Here is a 16144-nt window from a genome sequence, read left to right as displayed (position 1 = left end):
CGTGTCCACTCCTCATCCCGACCTGCGCAGTTTCCTGCGTCGGATTCGCGGCGATGGCGATCTCGTCGTCGTCGATGCCCCGGTCGATGCCCGGCTCGAGGTCGCCGAGATTCACAGGCGCGTCATCGCGGCGGGTGGCCCGGCCATCCTGTTCACGCGGGTGAAGGGATCGAGCTTTCCGCTGGTCACCAATCTGTTCGGCACGCGATCGCGCGCCGAGCAGGCGTTCGGCGACCGGCCGCTTGCGTTCATCAAGGGGCTCGTGCGGTTGGTGCAGGAACTGCCGCCTACGCCCGCCAGGCTGTGGGAGGCGCGGCATCTCGCCGCCTCGGCGGCGCGCGTCGGGTTGCGTCGCGTGGCCAGTGGCCCGGTGACCGAGGTGATGACCTCGGACGTCCGCCTCGATCGGTTGCCCAACCTGCAGCTGTGGCCAGAGGACGGCGGCCCGTTTGTGACCTTGCCGCTGGTCTACACCGAGCACCCGGACGGCCATGGCCATAACCTGGGGATGTATCGCATGCAGGTGCACGCCCCCGCATGCACCGGGATGCACTGGCAGATTGGCAAAGGTGGCGGCTTCCATTACCAACTCGCCGAGCAGCGCGGCCAGGCCTTGCCGGTCAGCGCCTTCCTCGGCGGACCGCCGGCCCTGATCCTATCGGCCATCGCGCCGCTGCCCGAGAACGTGCCCGAACTGCTGCTCGCGTCGTTGATCGCCGGGCGCCGGCTGCCGCTCGTACACGGCATGGCACCCCACCCGCTCGTCGCCGACGCGGAATTCGCGCTGATCGGCGAGGTCGCCCCGCACGTGCGACACCCCGAAGGGCCGTTCGGCGACCACTACGGCTACTACTCGCTGCAGCACGACTACCCGGTATTCAACGTCCGCCGCCTCGCGCATCGTCACGACGCAATCTACCCGGCGACCGTGGTGGGCAAGCCGCGCCAGGAGGACTTCTTCATCGGCGACCTCCTGCAGGACCTGCTGTCGCCGTTGTTCCCGCTGGTCATGCCGGCCGTTCGGCAACTGTGGAGTTACGGCGAGACCGGGTACCACTCGCTCGCGGCGGCCGTCGTCAAGGAGCGGTATCGCCGTGAGGCGATGGGGAGCGCGTTCCGCATCCTCGGCGAGGGACAACTCGCCCTGACCAAGTTCCTCCTGCTGACCGATCGCGACGTCGACCTGCGCGACTTTCGAGCGACGCTCATGCACGTCCTCGCGCGGACCCGTCCGGAGACCGATCTGTACGTGCTCGGCAACCTCTCGATGGACACGCTGGACTACACGGGACCGAAGGTGAACGAGGGATCCAAGGGCGTGCTCCTCGGGCTCGGGGACCCGGTGCGCGATCTGCCACAGGCGTTTCAGTCGGCGGAGCTGCCCGCGGGGGTGGCGACCGTCCGGGTGTTCTGCCCGGGCTGTCTCGTGATCGATGGCCCCAGATACACCGACGAACCCGGCGCCGGGGCGCGATTGGTGCAGCACCCAGCCCTGAGCGAGTGGCCACTGGTGGTGCTCAGCGACGAACCCCTGCGTGCGACGGCGAGCGAGATGAACTTCCTGTGGACCACGTTCACGCGCTTCGAGCCGGCGGCAGACATTCACGCCGCCGCGCAACACGTAGTGCGCCATCACGTGAGCTACGCGCCGCCGATCCTGATCGACGCGCGCATGAAGCCGTGGTTCCCTGCCGAAGTCGAATGCGATTCCGGCACCGCCCGTCTGGTGTCCGACCGATGGGCGGAGTACTTCCCGAACCGCAAGATCACGATGGGCGACAGCAGCCGCGGGCACCTCGATCCGGCGGCGAGTAAATAGGGATCCCACAGCCTGCGGCCTACAGCCTACAGCCTACGAAGTACGGCCTGCGGCTTATGGATACGGACGGCCTACAGCCCCTGCAGGCTACAGGCCGTAGGCTGCAGCCTACCTGGTGGTGTCCTTCCCATCCCGCCAGAGCCAACGCAGCGTGTCAGGCAGGATCGCCCGGCCGTGGCGATTGCTGTGGAAGCCCTTGCCGTACTCGAAGCGATGGTCGTAGCCCGCGTACGCGAGGGAGCTCGCGAGCGTGAGGTTGGCGAGCGGCCAGTTGCCATGGACGTTGTCGAGGTCGTTGGCGCCGTCCTGGAGGAACACACGGATCGGCTTTTGCGGTGTCTTGCGCACCAGGGCCTGGTAGTTGTGACCGCCCTCCCGCAACGACGTGCCGCTGGCGATGTTCGTGAAGCTGCCGATCCAGGACACGACCTTGCCGAAGGCGTCGGGGCGCTCCCAGGCCGCGGTGAACGCGCAGATGCCGCCGCTGCTGGCGCCGGCGATGGCACGGCCCGCGGCGTCGTGGCGCAGCGCCACCGTCTTCTCGACTGCCGGCAGGATCTCCTCGAGGAGAAAGCGCGCGTACTTGTCCGACAGCGTGTCGTACTCGACGCTGCGATTGCGCCGGCCGTCGGCAAAGACACCCGGTTCGATGAAGATGCCCACGGTCACCGGCATCTCGCCACGGGCGATCAGGTTGTCGAACACGGTGGGGACGAAGGTCCGCACCCCCGCGCCGTCCTGGAACACCATCACCGCCGCCGGTGTGCCGGCCGTGTACTGCGCGGGCACGTAGACCCACCAGTCGCGCGTGGTGCCATCGAAGATGGTGCTCTTCCACGGCGCCTGCTGCGTCACGACGCCTCGCGGAACTCCCGAGTGTTCGACGCTATCGGCATGCGTCTCGTAGACCTCGAGTTGACCGCCACCGAGCCGACGCGTGCCTTGCGTGAAATGCCACGTGAACGCATCACCATGCGCCAGCGAGGCGACAGTCGCGTAGACACTCGTCGTGCCGATGCGCGTCAGCCGGCGCGTGAAGTGCACGGCGTCTGACTCGACGATCGGTACGTCCGTGTCGGTGGTGGCCCCGGCTGGCACCTCGATCGCCCAGGCGACCTGCAGACTCTCGATCTTCGGCGCCGCCGATCCGGCGAGCAGGCGTTGGCTGCCACCGAACCATTCGCGGACGCGGTCGGCCAGCCGTTCCGCGTCGGCGCCTTGCGGCGCGGCGGCCAGGGCCGCATCGAGGGCTTGTGGCGTGAGCGGCGCAGACTGCTGCGCGTGTGCGGGCGCCCAGCCCGCCAGCAGCAGTCCCGCCAGCAGCAGGCGCGCACCCATGCCGGTCACGCCTGGAAGGACCGCTCGAACAGTGCGGAAATGGCTGTCTTGCCCGCGTCGGTCAGAGTGCGTGTGCCGGTGCCCGTGAAGTGCGCGTGCTGAATCGTCGGCAGGTCCGAGCCCGTGCGCGCCACCCACTGCCGCTCATCCCACGTGAACCAGGTGTCCTTCTCCTGATCGTAGACGTGCAGTGGCTTGTTGCAGAGTTTGGCGAACTCCGCGCCCCATCCGGTGCCGCCCTTGACATGGGTGTCGGGCAGGATCGTGCCGACGACGAAGATGTCCTGCCCGGCGTTGACCTGGTACCAGATGCTCTGCAGGACCTTGCGGAACGTCGGCGTGTCCGAGTAGCGGCGATTCATGAGCTGCGACACGTACGCGAGGCTCACGTCGCCCGCCTTCAGCTCTTCGTGGTTGAGGATGCGCAGGCCGCGGTTGCGGACCGTGATGTGTCCTTCGAAGCCGAAGTTCACCTCCTCGATGCCGTACCGCTCCGCTTGCGCGCCGAACTCGGCCTCGGCCCCGGGGGCCCCACCGCTGAACAGGATGTAGTCGTTGCGATCCACGTTGCATCCTCGTCTCTGAATCGTCCCTCGGGTCGTGGACGTCGGACGCCTCGCCGGGCTGCCAGCAGAGCCGCCCTCACCCAGGCCATATTGCGGCGCAAGTGTAGCCCGGCCTGTTCCGGTTCCGGTAGGATCGCCGGCGTGACTGCTCCCGTGCCCGGCCTCTTGTTCGACACCACCTTCGCCTCGGCCCCCGCTGGTTCTCGTGCCCGTCCCGACGTCCCTGAGCCCGAGCGCTGGAACCTGGCCGACATCTTCACGTCATGGGAAGCATGGCGCGAGGCGTATGACGACCTGGAACGGCGCGTCCAGGCCTACGGCGCGCGCAAGGGTACGCTCGCCGGCGGCGCCGCGGCGCTGCTCGACGCGTTGCGCGAGAGCGACACCATGGGCCAGCTGGCCTACAAGGTGTGGTACTTCGCGTCCCTCGCGCACGACGAGGATCAACGCGACAACCAGATCGGGGCCAGGCGCCAGCAGGTGCAACTGCTGTTCGCACAGTGGCGGCAGTCGACGGCGTGGTTCAACCCCGAGGTCCTCGCGCTGCCACTCGAGACGCTGCGCGGCTGGATGGATGCCGACAGCGGGCTGGCGCTCTATCGCTTCATGATCGAATCGCTGTTCCGGCAGCAGGAACACGTCCTCGACGAGCGTGGCGAGCACCTGCTCTCGCTCGCCACGCAACTCACGCGGGTCCCCGACGATGCATACGAAGCGCTCTCGACAGCGGACATGCGCTTTGCGACGATCGAACTCACTACCGGCGAGAAGGTGCAGGTCACCTATGCGCGCTATCGGGCGCTGCTCGCGACCAACAGGGTGCAGACCGATCGGGCCCGTGCCTTCGAGGCGCACCACGGCGCCTTCGAGGTGTCGCTCAACACGTATGCGGCGCTGTACAACGGCGTCCTGCAGCGCGACTGGTACCAGGCGCGTGCGCGCGGCTACGCATCGACGCTCGAGGCCGCTCTCCACGGCGACAACATCCCCGTTGCCGTCGTCGAGAACCTGATCGCCTCGGCGCGCGCCAACATCTCGGCCTACCAGCGGTACGAGAAGCTGCGGCGCCGCGCGCTCAGGCTCGACACGTATCACCTGTACGACGGGTCGATCCCGCTGGTGGACTTCACCGAGCACTACCCGTATCAGCAGGTGGTGGAGTGGATCGTGGCATCCGTCGCGCCGCTCGGCCGGCAGTACCAGCAGCGCCTTGCCGCCGGCTTCGAAAGCCGCTGGGTGGACATCTACGAGAACGACGGCAAGCGCTCGGGTGCCTACTCGGCGCCGGTGTACGGCGTCCACCCGTACGTGCTCATGAACTACAACGACACACTCGATGCCGCCTTCACGCTCGCGCACGAGATGGGACACTCCATGCACACGGTGCTGTCGCACGAGCGCCAGCCATTCGTGTACTCCGACTACACCATCTTCGTCGCCGAGGTGCCGTCGACGCTGAGCGAGGCGCTCCTGCTCGACTACCGGCTCTCGCACGCGACCGATCCACTCGAGCGTATCGTCCTCCTCCAGCACGCCATCGATGGCATCACTGGCACGTTCTTCACGCAGGTGATGTTTGCCGATTGGGAACTGCAGGCGCATCGCCTCGTCGAGGCGGGGGAACCGGTCACCGCCGACGTCCTCAGTACCCTCTACGACACGACGCTGCGCGCCTACCACGGCGACGCGATCGACTACGACCCCCTGTCGCGGTTGACGTGGGCGCGCATCCCGCATTTTTTCGGCTCGCCGTACTATGTGTATCAGTACGCCACGTGTTACGCGTCGAGCGCCCGCCTGCTGGTGGGGCTGCGCGATGCCGACGCGGCAACCCGGGAAGGGACGATCGCGCGCTACCTGGACCTGCTCGCGGCTGGTGGGAGCGACTATCCGATGACGCTGTTGCAGCGCGCGGGCATCGACCTGGCGGATCGGTCGACGGTCGGCGCCGTCGGCGCGCTGCTCGACACGCTCGTGGACCAGCTCGAGGACGCCCTCGGGGCCCGCGGGCTTCTCTGAAAGCCACCCATGCTGCGCAAGCCTGTCGTCCTCATCACGGGGGCGGGCGGGGAGATCGGTCACGGCCTGATCACCCGGCTCGCCGCGTCCGGCCGCCAACGCATCGTCACCCTCGACCTGACGCGGCTCGATCCCGAGATCGGCAAGATGGTCACCCGCGAGTTCACGGGGTCGATCCTCGACACGGCGCTGCTCGAGCGCATCCTCGCGGAGTTCGAAATCGACCTGGTGTTCCACCTCGCGGCGCTGCTGTCGACACGCTCCGAGTTCACGCCGATCATGGCGCACCAGGTCAACGTCGAAGGCATGCTCACGCTGCTGGAGTTCGCCCAGAAGGAAGGCGAGTCGCACGGGCGTCCGGTCGTCTTCGTCTATCCGTCGAGCATCGCCGCCTACGGCCTGCCCGACGCCGAAACACGGGCCACGGCCGGGCGTGTCCACGAGGACCAGCACACATCCCCGACGACGATGTACGGCTGCAACAAGTTGTACTGCGAACTGCTCGGGACCTACTACGCGCGGCATTACAAGCAGCTGTCGGCGTCGCCTGCGGCCAGTCGTGTCGACTTCCGCGCGCTGCGCTTTCCTGGCCTCATCTCGGCGGCGACGCTGCCGTCGGGCGGCACCTCGGACTATGCGCCAGAGATGCTGCACGCCGCGGCGCGCGGCGAGGCCTACGACTGCTTCGTGCGGCCCGACACGCGCATCCCGTTCATGGCCATGCCCGACGCCGTCGAAGCCCTGCTCAAGGTCGCCGCCGCACCGCGCTGGCAACTGACCCGCACGGCGTACAACGTCGGTGCGTTCAACCCGTCGGCCGAAGAGATTCGCACCAAGGTGCTGGAGGCGTTTCCCGGGGCGGAAATCGGCTTCGACATCGACACCAAGCGGCAGGGCATCGTCGACAGCTGGCCCGCCGACGTGGACGACTCCGCCGCGCGTGCCGACTGGGGCTTCTCGCCGGCCTACGGCTTCGACCGCGCCTTCACCGAGTACCTGCTGCCGGCCATCAAGGCCCGCTACGAGCACGAGGCAGGAACGCCGATCGCCGAACGCTGAACGCCGTCGCGGCGAGCGTCGAGCAAGCTCGACGCCTACATCTTTCCGTTTGGTTGTAGCCGTCGACCTTGGTCGACGGGCACCGTGCCCCACGCCGAAGGCCGCATGCCGATGGCCGTCTGGATCCCCCCGGCGTCATTCACCGACGCGCAGCGGCACTCGCCGGAACGTGGGTGCCTCAGACGCCACGGCTCCGTATCGTCATCGTGGGAGTGAGAACGGTGACGACGATGGTGCTGGGCAACGACGGGTTCGGGTTCACGACGCAGGGGCGATGGCGAGCGACGCTGGCCCACGGAGGCATCCTGGCTTCCCTCGTCGCGGTCATTGCGGCCTTCTGGAGCGTGCTGGCGCTGGTGGTCGCGCTGCTGGCACATCCCGTCCCGACGATGACGACGCTGGAACGTGACGGTGCGCGCGGCGTGCCGGCGGTGGTCCGGCAGGGAACGGCGACGGTGGTGACCGTCATGCGGGACGGCCTCAAGACAAGGAAGGCGCGATGAGCGTCCGTCACTGCGCGACCAATCGTACGCATTCGGTGCTGACCGGCGTCATGCTCGTGCTGAGTGGGGTGGCGCTGCTGGGGGCCCTGCGCGGCTGGTGGGACATCGAGCGGTACAGGGCCTTCTGGCCCCTGGTGTTCCTGCTGCCCGCTACCAGTCGCCTGGTGGGGCCCGAGCGAAGCCTGGTGGCGGCGCTGGCCTGGGCTGGAGTCGCCGCACTCCTGGTGTCGCTCAACCTCGGGTACGTCCAATTGCGGCTGCGGGATCTCGTACCGCTGTTGCTGGTGGCCCTCGGCGCGCGCCTTTTGTACAGGTCCCGGGCGCGCTTGGGAGGGACGCGATGAGGCGCGAGCGGCGACGCTCCGGCGGGCAGGCGCTGGCCGGGCTGGTGCTCCTGACGATCGGGTCGCTGTTGTTCGCGCAGAACCTCGACCTGTTCGAGGTACGCCAGTACTGGCGCTACTGGGCAGTGCTGCCACTCGGCGTCGGGCTGCTGAAGCTGTTCACGGCACAGTCACGCGGCGACCAGGCGTTCGGCATCTTCCTGACCTGCCTCGGCGCCGGACAACTGGCCAAGGTGCTGGGATACTGGTCCCCTGGTCCGGCCGACATCGCTGCCGTCACGCTCATCGTCGTCGGTACCTTCATGATCGGCCGCGGTGTCTTCGGCCGTCCCGAACCTGACGTCAGCAAGGACTCGAGCGATTCGATTTCCGCGTTTGCCATGCTGGCCGGCTTCGAGCGCTCCAACAACTCCCAGGACTTCCGGGGCGGTGACCTGACCGCGGTGATGGGCGGATGCGAGATCGACCTGCGCCAGGCCTCGCTGCGTGCGCCGGCGAGCATCGACATCTTCGTCATGTGGGGCGGCGTGGAGATTCGCGTGCCCGACGACTGGACCGTCGATCTCCAGGGCACACCGCTGCTGGCGGGGTTCGTCGACAAGACGCGTCCCCCCGCGCTGGCGACCGAGAAGCGATTGATCATTCGCGGCGTGGCCCTCATGGGCGGCGTGGAAATCAAGAACTGACCTCGTGCATCCGCTCCTCGGGCGCATCGTCGGCCTGACCGTCTACCTGGGGTTGTGGCTCGTGCTCGGCCTCGCCGCCGCGCTGTCGCTGGCGGTCCGCGCCGGCTGGCCGTGGGTGGCCGCGCTCACGGGCGTCCTGCCGCTTGCGCTGGCGTACGGCGTGGTGTGCCTGGCGGCGTGGTATGTGTGCCGCGCCTTCCCGCTGCAGGGCGCCAGGTCGCTCGGGCGCGTGCTCCTCGCGCAAGGAGCGGCGGCCTCGATCACGAGCGCCACCTGGGTGGGGTTCGCGCAGTGGTGGCTGCGGGCACAATTGCCGGCGCAGCCGTTCTGGTCGCGTGACGCGACGCTGCTGTTGTTCGTGGCGGGTGTGCTGCTGTTCCTCTTCTCCGCGGCCGTGCACTACGTGTTTCTCGCGCTGGAGGACCGGGAGACCGCACGCCGGCAAGCGCTCGAGTCGGCGGTGCTCGCCCGCGAAGCGGAACTGCGCGCGTTGCGTGCCCAGGTCAACCCGCATTTCCTCTTCAACAGCCTGCACTCGATCGGATCGCTCGCGGGCACGCGGCCGGCAGCGGCGCGCGACATGTGCATTGCCCTGGGCGAGTTTCTCCGGCAGAGTCTTCGGCTGGGAGGATTGGCCGGGGTGCCGCTGCAGCAGGAGGTCGATCTGATGGCGCAGTACCTGGCCATCGAGCAGGTGCGGTTCGGGGAGCGGCTGCAGGTGCAGGTCGACGTGGATCCCCGCGCCGGCAGCACGCTGGTGCCACCGTTGCTACTGCAGCCACTCGTCGAGAACGCCATCAAGCATGGAGTCGCCGGCTTGCTCGAAGGCGGTCTCGTCTCGATTGCCGCGCGGCGCGAATCGGACCGGTGCGTCGTGACGGTGGCCAACCTTTTCGATCCCGAAGGCACGCCACGCGCCGGCACCGGCACCGGGGTGCGCAACGTCCGTGATCGCCTCGCGATGCATTTCGGGGCGACGGCGTCGTTCGACGCGAGGGTCGAAGGCGACCGCTTCACCGTCACGTTGACGTATCCCTGCGAGCAGATCGCAGGGCGGGCAGGGGAGTGAACCGCATGACGACACGTCCGCTGCAGGTGCTGGTTGTGGATGACGAGGCCCTGGCGCGCGAGGTGGCAGTCGAGTACCTGTCGCAGATCGAAGACGTCGAGGTCGCAGGGCAGTGCGCGAACGGCTACGAGGCCGTCAAGGCGGTGAGCGACGCCATGCCCGATGTGCTGCTGCTCGATGTGCAGATGCCCAGGCTCTCCGGCTTCGACGTGCTGGAACTCATCGGCGCTGGGCCGGCGGTGATCTTCGCCACGGCGCACGACGAATTCGCGCTGAAGGCATTCGAGGTCCACGCGGTCGACTACCTGCTGAAGCCATTCAGCCAGGCGCGACTCGCTGACGCCGTCACGCGGGCCCGTCAGCGTCTGGCGGTCAGAGCCGGTTCTCCGGCCGACGAGTTGCGGGTGGCCCTGCGATCGGTGCGCGTCGAGCGCATCCTCGTTCGTGATGGAGGCAAGGTCTTCATCGTCCCCGTGGAGACGCTCGAATACGCGCAGGCGCAGGACGACTACGTACTCCTGCACTCGCAGGGCCGGCGGTTGCTCAAGGAACAGCCGATCAGCAGTCTCGAAGCCCAGCTCGATCCGGCCCGCTTCGTGCGCATCCACCGGTCGTGGCTGATCAATCTGACTCAACTCGAGCGCGTCGAACTCGAAGCCAAGGACCGAAGGGTCGCCGTCCTGCGAGACGGCAGCCGGCTCCCCATCAGCCGGTCGGGCCACCAACGGTTGACCGACGCCCTCGGAAGGTAGGGCCGGCTCTCCGAGCCGGCCATCTCCTCGGTCGCATGCACGATTGCGGCGGCGCGGAGAACGGGAACTGCTCGGAAGGCCGAGGGGATGGACCGCTCGCAGAGCGGTCCCTACCTCACCCGAGAGTTGCATCGTTACATCAATGCATGTAGATTTACGTATGTGAAGGACCTGTCCGCCTTCTGTCGGCTCCTTGGTGACGATGTTCGGCTGCGGCTCATTCGCCTGCTCGGCAAGGAGCAGCTGAACGTCAAGGAACTCACCGCCATCCTCGGGATCGCCCAGTCCGGCGTCTCGCGTCACCTGGGGCTGCTGCGCAAGAGCGGGTTGGTCGAGGAACGCCGGGAAGGTGGCTTCGCCTATTACTCCCTCCGTCCGGACGGCGCCGGTCACGCGCGCCCGATGTGGGAAGCGCTCGAGGCCTCGCTGCCGATGGCCGAGGACCCCGAGCTGAAGGCCGACGACGCGCGCCTCCTCGAGGTCCTGCGCATGCGTAAGGAGGACTTCCAGGCGCATGGCAGCAGCGCTGGACAGCTCGTGCCGGGTCGCAGTTGGGCCGCCTGGAGCCGCGCCCTCGGGCACCTGCTGCCGCCTCTCGTCGTCGTCGACGCCGGCTGCGGTGAAGGGTACCTGTCGCTCGAGGCCGCACGCTGGGCCGAGCAGGTGATTGCCATCGACAGCTCGCGCGACGTCCTCAAGCGGGCGCGGCAGTTGGCGCGCAAGCGGGGCGTTACCAACATCACCTGGCGGGAAGGGCGGATCGAGGAGCTGCCGCTCGAGGACGCATCGGTGGACGTGGTGTTGCTGTCGCAGGCGCTGCACCACGTGCCGAAGCCGGACCTGGCCCTCTGCGAGGCGGTACGCGCGCTGAAGCCGGGTGGCACGGTCCTCGTGCTGGAGCTGCGGGCGCACGGGCAGGACTGGGTGCGCGAACGGCTCGGCGATCGATGGCTGGGGTTTCGTGACGAATCGCTCGAGGACTGGCTGTTCCGGGCCGGACTCGAGGACGTGCGCGTGGAAGTGGGCGCACGATTGAAGGGAGATCCATTCACGGTGCTCGTCGCCAGCGGCCACAAGGCCGGCGGCGCGCGACGTGGACGGACGGGCGCCGCACCATCGGCGCGAGGGAGTGTGCGATGACGAGTGCGACCGCCCTGAAACTCAAGCAATCGTGTCAAAGCCGGCTGCTGTTCATCGATGGGGCGATGGGCACCATGATCCAGCGCCACCAGCTCGCCGAGGCCGACTATCGCGGTGAGCGCTTTGCGTCGCACGGCCACGACCTGCGTGGCAACAACGACCTCCTGGTCCTGACGCGCCCCGACATCATCCAGGGCATCCACGAGCAGTACCTCGAGGCCGGCGCCGACATCGTCGAGACCAACACGTTCAATGGCACCGCGATCGCGCAGTCCGACTACGGGCTCGAGGCGATCGTGCACGAGCTGAACGTGGCTGCGGCGCGAGTCGCGCGGGCGGCCGTGGACACGTGGAACGCCAGGACGCCAGATCATCCCCGCTACGTCGCCGGCGCGATCGGCCCCACCAATCGCACGCTGTCGATCTCGCCCGACGTGAACGATCCGGCGTTCCGTGCCGTGAGCTTCGACGCGGTCCGCGAGGCCTACGAGACGCAGGTCGATGGGTTGCTCGACGGCGGTGTGGACCTGTTGCTGATCGAGACCATCTTCGACACGCTGAACGCGAAGGCCGCGGCCCTGGCCGTGCGCAACGTCTTCGATCGTCGCGGCGTCGAGATCCCGGTGATGCTGTCGGTGACGATCACCGATCGCAGCGGACGGACACTGTCGGGCCAGACCGTCGAGGCCTTCTGGATCTCGATGGGGCACGTGCGGCCGTTCAGCGTCGGCCTCAATTGCGCGCTCGGTGCCGAGGACATGCGTCCGTACCTGCAGGACCTGTCGGCGATCGCCGAGTGCTTCGTCTCGTGCTACCCGAATGCCGGACTGCCCAATGCGTTTGGCGGGTACGACGAGACGCCAGAGCAGATGGCGGGCGTGCTCAGTGGCTTCGCCCGCGAGGGACTGCTGAACATCATCGGCGGCTGCTGCGGCACGACGCCCGATCACATTCGCGCGATGGTCGAGGCCTGCCAGGGCGTCTCACCGCGTGTCGTGCCGACCGACATCCCACGCCATAGCCGGTTCTCCGGGCTCGAGCCGCTCGAGATCCGCCCCGAGAGCAACTTCCAGATGGTCGGCGAGCGCACCAACGTCACCGGCTCGGCGAAGTTCATGCGCCTGATCAAGGCCGGCGATTTCACCGCCGCCGTCGACGTGGCGACCGAGCAGGTGCGCAACGGCGCCAACATCCTCGACGTGAACATGGACGAGGGCATGCTCGACAGCGAAGCGAGCATGACGACATTCCTCAACCTGCTCGCCACCGAGCCGGAAGTGGCGCGGGTCCCTTTCATGATCGACAGCTCGAAGTGGTCGGTGCTCGAGGCCGGCCTGAAGTGCGTACAGGGCAAGGCCGTCGTCAACTCGATCAGCCTGAAGGAAGGCGAGGCCGACTTCCTCGCGAAGGCACGTACCGTGCGCGCGTACGGCGCGGCGGTCATCGTGATGGCGTTCGACGAGGTCGGCCAGGCCGACACCGTCGAGCGGAAGGTGGCGATCTGCCAGCGGGCGTACGGGCTGCTCACCGAGCAGATCGGGTTCCCGCCGGGCGACATCATCTTCGACCCCAACGTCCTCGCGATTGCGACAGGACTCGAGGAGCACAACGAGTACGCGATCAACTTCATCGAGGCGACGCGCCAGATCCGGGCGACGTGCCCCGGCGCCTTGATCAGCGGCGGCATCAGCAACCTGTCGTTCAGTTTCCGCGGCAACGACCTGGTGCGGGAGGCCATCCACTCGGCATTCCTGTTCCACGCCATCAAGGCCGGCCTGACGATGGGCATCGTCAATGCGGGACAGCTGGCGGTGTACGAAGACATCCCGGCCGAACTGCTCGGACTGGTCGAGGACGTGTTGTTCAACCGGCGGGCTGACGCGACCGAACGCCTGGTGGCGCGCGCCGAGCAGGTGCGGGGCAGTGGCTCGAAGCGCGAGGTGGACCTCGCCTGGCGCGAGGCGCCGGTGCAGCAGCGCCTCTCCTATGCGCTGGTCCATGGCGTCGTCGACTTCATCGAGGCCGACGTCGAGGAGGCCCGCCAGCAGTACGCGCGGCCGCTCGAGGTGATCGAGGGTCCGCTCATGGACGGCATGAAGACCGTGGGCGACCTGTTCGGCCAGGGCAAGATGTTCCTGCCGCAGGTCGTCAAGAGCGCGCGCGCGATGAAGCGCGCGGTAGCCGTGTTGTTGCCGTTCATGGAGGCCGAGAAAGCCGCCGGCGGCGCGCGGGCGCAAGGAAAGGTGCTCATCGCCACCGTCAAGGGCGACGTGCACGACATCGGCAAGAACATCGTCTCGGTGGTCCTCGGCTGCAACAACTACGAGGTGATCGACCTCGGCGTGATGGTGCCGACCGACAAGATCCTGAAGGCGGCTGAGGAGCACCAGGCCGACGTGATTGGCCTCAGTGGCCTGATCACGCCGTCGCTCGACGAGATGGTCGGCGTGGCCCGCGAGATGGAGCGGCGCGGCCTCAAGGTGCCGCTGCTCATCGGAGGAGCCACGACCAGTCCGCAGCACACGGCGGTCAAGATCGCACCGGAGTACTCGGGCGTCGCTGTGCACGTGCTCGACGCCTCGCGCGCGGTGGCCGTCGTGTCGAGTGTGCTTTCGGAGACGCAGGCGCCGGCGTACGGGAAGCAGGTGCGCGACGACCAGGCACGCGTGCGCGAGATGCACCAGAAACGCCAGGAGAAGCCGCTGCTCTCGTTGCGTAAGGCCCGCGACAATCGGCTCAAGGTGGATTGGGCGGCCGAGCTGCTGCCGACGCCGTCCTTCACGGGGCGTCGCGAGCTGACGCTGACCGTGGCGCAGCTGCGGCCCTACATCGACTGGACGTTCTTCTTCAACGCGTGGGAGCTCAAGGGCAAGCTGCCGGCCATCTTCGAGCACCCGAAGTACGGCGACGAGGCGAGGTCGCTGTACGAGCACGCCCAGCAGATGCTCGACAGGCTGGAGGCCGGCGCGTTGACCTGTCGCGCAGTGTACGGCTTCTGGCCTGCCAACGCCGATGGCGACGATGTCGTGCTGTACGAGGATGCGACGCGACGCCAGGAGCTGGCGCGGTTCCCGATGTTGCGTCAACAGGAGCCGAAGCCGGACACCAAGCCGAATCGATCCCTGGCTGATTTCGTGGCTCCCGTCGGTCACGGCCCGGACCACATCGGTGCCTTTGCGGTCACCGTCCATGGCGCCGAGGCGCAGGCCAGGGGCTTCGAGGCCGCGCACGACGACTACAACGCGATCATGGTCAAGCTGCTGGCCGATCGCCTTGCTGAGGCCGCCGCGGAGTACCTGCACGCGCAGGCGCGCCGCGAATGGGGCTACGGCGCGGATGAACAGCTGACGGCCGAGCAACTGGCGGCCGAGAAGTACCGGGGCATCCGGCCCGCCTTCGGGTATCCGGCGTGCCCGGATCACACCGAGAAGCAGACGCTCTTCCGGCTGCTCGACGCCGAGGCCATCGGCGTGGCGCTGACCGAGAGCTGCGCGATGTGGCCGGCCGCGAGTGTGTCCGGCCTCTACTTCGCCCATCCACAGGCGGCGTACTTCATGATCGGCCGCCTCGGCGAGGACCAGGTGGAAGACTACGCTCGCCGCAAGGGCATGTCGCGCGACGAGGCCGAGAAGTGGCTCGCACCAAACCTCGCGTATGCCGCCGTGACCGCCGGCACCTGTTGAGCGGAGGCACCCGTCAGGAACCGGCCATTTCGCAGGGCGTCACAGGGGTCGGAGACCATGTCTCCGGCCTCTTTCGTCAGATGCCTGTTGACAGCATCAGACGGCCTGTCGTACTCTCTATCCGGATAGAGGGATGAATCAACTCACCTCGCCGGTTCTGGCGCACCTCAACGTTCTCGGCGACCCCTTGCGGGCGCGTTTGCTGCTGGTCCTCGAGGGGCAGACGCTGGCCGTGGGTGAGTTGTGCGACATCCTGCAGCTCCCGCAATCCACCATCAGCCGCCACCTGAAGACGCTCACCGACGGGGGCTGGTCCCAGGTTCGCCGCGAGGGCACGAGCCGTTTGTACTCGTTGGTGACCGAGGACCTCGACCCCGCGTCCAACGACCTCTGGCGCGTCGTCAAGGCGCAACTGGTGACGACAGCGGCAGTGGCGCAGGACCGCGTACGACTGACGCGGGTGCTGGCGCAACGCCGGACCGAGTCAGCGGCGTTCTTCTCACGCACGGCAGGCGAGTGGGACGACGTGCGCGACGACCTGTACGGCAGTACGTTCCACCTGGACGGCCTACTGGCCGCCTGCGACCCGTCATGGACGGTTGCCGATCTCGGCTGCGGCACAGGACGGACTGCCGCGGCGCTGGCGCCGTTCGTGCAACGAGTGGTGGCCGTCGACGCGTCGCCCGAGATGCTCGGCGCGGCGCGCGAGCGCTTGCGCGGCACGCGGAACGTCGACGTCCGCGAAGGCACGCTGGAAGCGGTGCCGGTCGCCGACGGCGCTGTCGACCTCGCGCTGCTCGTGCTGGTGCTGCATCACCTCGCGGATCCGGCAGCGGTCCTCAAGGAAGCGCGGCGCGTGCTCGCACCCGGTGGACGCGTCCTTGTGATCGACATGCAGCCGCACGACCGCGAGGAGTATCGTGGCCAGATGGGCCATGTCTGGCTCGGGTTCTCCGAGCCGCAGATTGGCCGGCTCCTCGCAGGCGCCGGTTTCGACGGAACGCGGGTGGTGCCGCTGTCCCCGGCGCCGGGCGTGCGTGGCCCGGCCTTGTTCGTCGCCCGGGCCACCGCGGGCAAGTCCTCATTGTCGGAAAGAACTTGAGTCTGGAAGGTCGGGGCCGCTCCCCGAGCGGCCCTGACGCCGTCAGGCGCGTTCAGGGAACGCG

13 protein-coding genes are annotated in these 16144 nt (G+C 67.9%); 11 read left to right on the top strand and 2 right to left on the bottom strand.

Annotated elements, in window-relative coordinates:
• Position 1: 1 nt before the first annotated feature.
• Positions 2–1819: a UbiD family decarboxylase gene (locus tag LuPra_RS17950; RefSeq protein WP_110172015.1), complete on the top strand. Its 1818-nt coding sequence runs from the start codon at positions 2–4 to the stop codon at positions 1817–1819.
• 108 nt (positions 1820–1927) lie between these two features.
• Here LuPra_RS17950 and LuPra_RS17945 read toward each other — a convergent pair whose 3' ends face one another.
• Both LuPra_RS17945 and LuPra_RS17940 read right to left on the bottom strand, forming a co-directional pair.
• Positions 1928–3157, bottom strand: coding sequence for an alpha/beta hydrolase (locus LuPra_RS17945; protein WP_110172014.1), 1230 nt, complete (start codon positions 3155–3157; stop codon positions 1928–1930).
• 5 nt (positions 3158–3162) lie between these two features.
• Entirely contained in the window at positions 3163–3723 is a 561-nt protein-coding gene (locus LuPra_RS17940; protein WP_110172013.1) for a hypothetical protein, read from the bottom strand.
• Positions 3724–3864: 141 nt separating this feature from the next.
• Here LuPra_RS17940 and pepF point away from each other — a divergent pair, with 141 nt between their 5' ends.
• The 10 genes from pepF to LuPra_RS17890 all read left to right on the top strand — a co-directional run bounded on the left by pepF (position 3865) and on the right by LuPra_RS17890 (position 16080).
• Entirely contained in the window at positions 3865–5742 is a 1878-nt protein-coding gene (pepF, locus tag LuPra_RS17935; protein WP_234800452.1) for an oligoendopeptidase F, read from the top strand.
• Between the two features lie 9 nt (positions 5743–5751).
• Positions 5752–6801 carry an NAD-dependent epimerase/dehydratase family protein gene (locus tag LuPra_RS17930; RefSeq protein WP_110172012.1) on the top strand — a complete coding sequence of 350 codons (1050 nt, stop codon included), beginning with the start codon at positions 5752–5754 and terminating at the stop codon, positions 6799–6801.
• A gap of 221 nt (positions 6802–7022) precedes the next feature.
• Positions 7023–7304: a hypothetical protein gene (locus LuPra_RS17925; RefSeq protein WP_157899348.1), complete on the top strand. Its 282-nt coding sequence runs from the start codon at positions 7023–7025 to the stop codon at positions 7302–7304.
• Complete coding sequence (locus tag LuPra_RS17920; RefSeq protein ID WP_157899347.1) at positions 7301–7648, top strand: LiaF transmembrane domain-containing protein; 348 nt, start codon at positions 7301–7303, stop codon at positions 7646–7648. The genes LuPra_RS17925 and LuPra_RS17920 overlap by 4 nt, the downstream gene beginning before the upstream one ends.
• Positions 7645–8334: a LiaF transmembrane domain-containing protein gene (locus LuPra_RS17915; RefSeq protein WP_110172009.1), complete on the top strand. Its 690-nt coding sequence runs from the start codon at positions 7645–7647 to the stop codon at positions 8332–8334. The genes LuPra_RS17920 and LuPra_RS17915 overlap by 4 nt, the downstream gene beginning before the upstream one ends.
• Before the next feature lie 4 nt (positions 8335–8338).
• A complete protein-coding gene (locus LuPra_RS17910) occupies positions 8339–9403 on the top strand; it encodes a sensor histidine kinase (protein ID WP_110172008.1) in 1065 nt (354 codons plus the stop codon).
• Positions 9404–9408: 5 nt separating this feature from the next.
• A complete protein-coding gene (locus LuPra_RS17905; RefSeq protein ID WP_234800451.1) occupies positions 9409–10155 on the top strand; it encodes a LytR/AlgR family response regulator transcription factor in 747 nt (248 codons plus the stop codon).
• A gap of 162 nt (positions 10156–10317) precedes the next feature.
• Positions 10318–11295, top strand: a complete 978-nt coding sequence (locus LuPra_RS17900) for an ArsR/SmtB family transcription factor (RefSeq protein WP_234800450.1) — start codon at positions 10318–10320, stop codon at positions 11293–11295.
• A complete protein-coding gene (metH, locus tag LuPra_RS17895; protein ID WP_110172006.1) occupies positions 11292–14978 on the top strand; it encodes a methionine synthase in 3687 nt (1228 codons plus the stop codon). The genes LuPra_RS17900 and metH overlap by 4 nt, the downstream gene beginning before the upstream one ends.
• Positions 14979–15111: 133 nt before the next feature.
• Positions 15112–16080, top strand: a complete 969-nt coding sequence (locus LuPra_RS17890) for an ArsR/SmtB family transcription factor (protein WP_110172005.1) — start codon at positions 15112–15114, stop codon at positions 16078–16080.
• Positions 16081–16144: the final 64 nt, after the last annotated feature.

It is taken from the genome of Luteitalea pratensis (assembly GCF_001618865.1).
In the GTDB taxonomy this organism is placed as follows: Bacteria; Acidobacteriota; Vicinamibacteria; order Vicinamibacterales; family Vicinamibacteraceae; genus Luteitalea; species Luteitalea pratensis.
Note: the sequence above shows the minus strand (reverse complement) of the source record. Positions and strands in the feature narration are given on the sequence as shown.

Excerpts from the sequence above, each read along its gene's own strand:
- metH (WP_110172006.1), top strand. The coding sequence starts at position 11,292 with ATGACGAGTGCGACCGCCCTGAAACTCAAGCAATCGTGTCAAAGCCGG.
- LuPra_RS17915 (WP_110172009.1), top strand. The coding sequence starts at position 7,645 with ATGAGGCGCGAGCGGCGACGCTCCGGCGGGCAGGCGCTGGCCGGGCTG.
- LuPra_RS17930 (WP_110172012.1), top strand. The coding sequence starts at position 5,752 with ATGCTGCGCAAGCCTGTCGTCCTCATCACGGGGGCGGGCGGGGAGATC.
- LuPra_RS17890 (WP_110172005.1), top strand. The coding sequence starts at position 15,112 with ATGAATCAACTCACCTCGCCGGTTCTGGCGCACCTCAACGTTCTCGGC.
- LuPra_RS17945 (WP_110172014.1), bottom strand. The coding sequence starts at position 3,157 with ATGGGTGCGCGCCTGCTGCTGGCGGGACTGCTGCTGGCGGGCTGGGCG.
- LuPra_RS17905 (WP_234800451.1), top strand. The coding sequence starts at position 9,409 with ATGACGACACGTCCGCTGCAGGTGCTGGTTGTGGATGACGAGGCCCTG.
- LuPra_RS17920 (WP_157899347.1), top strand. The coding sequence starts at position 7,301 with ATGAGCGTCCGTCACTGCGCGACCAATCGTACGCATTCGGTGCTGACC.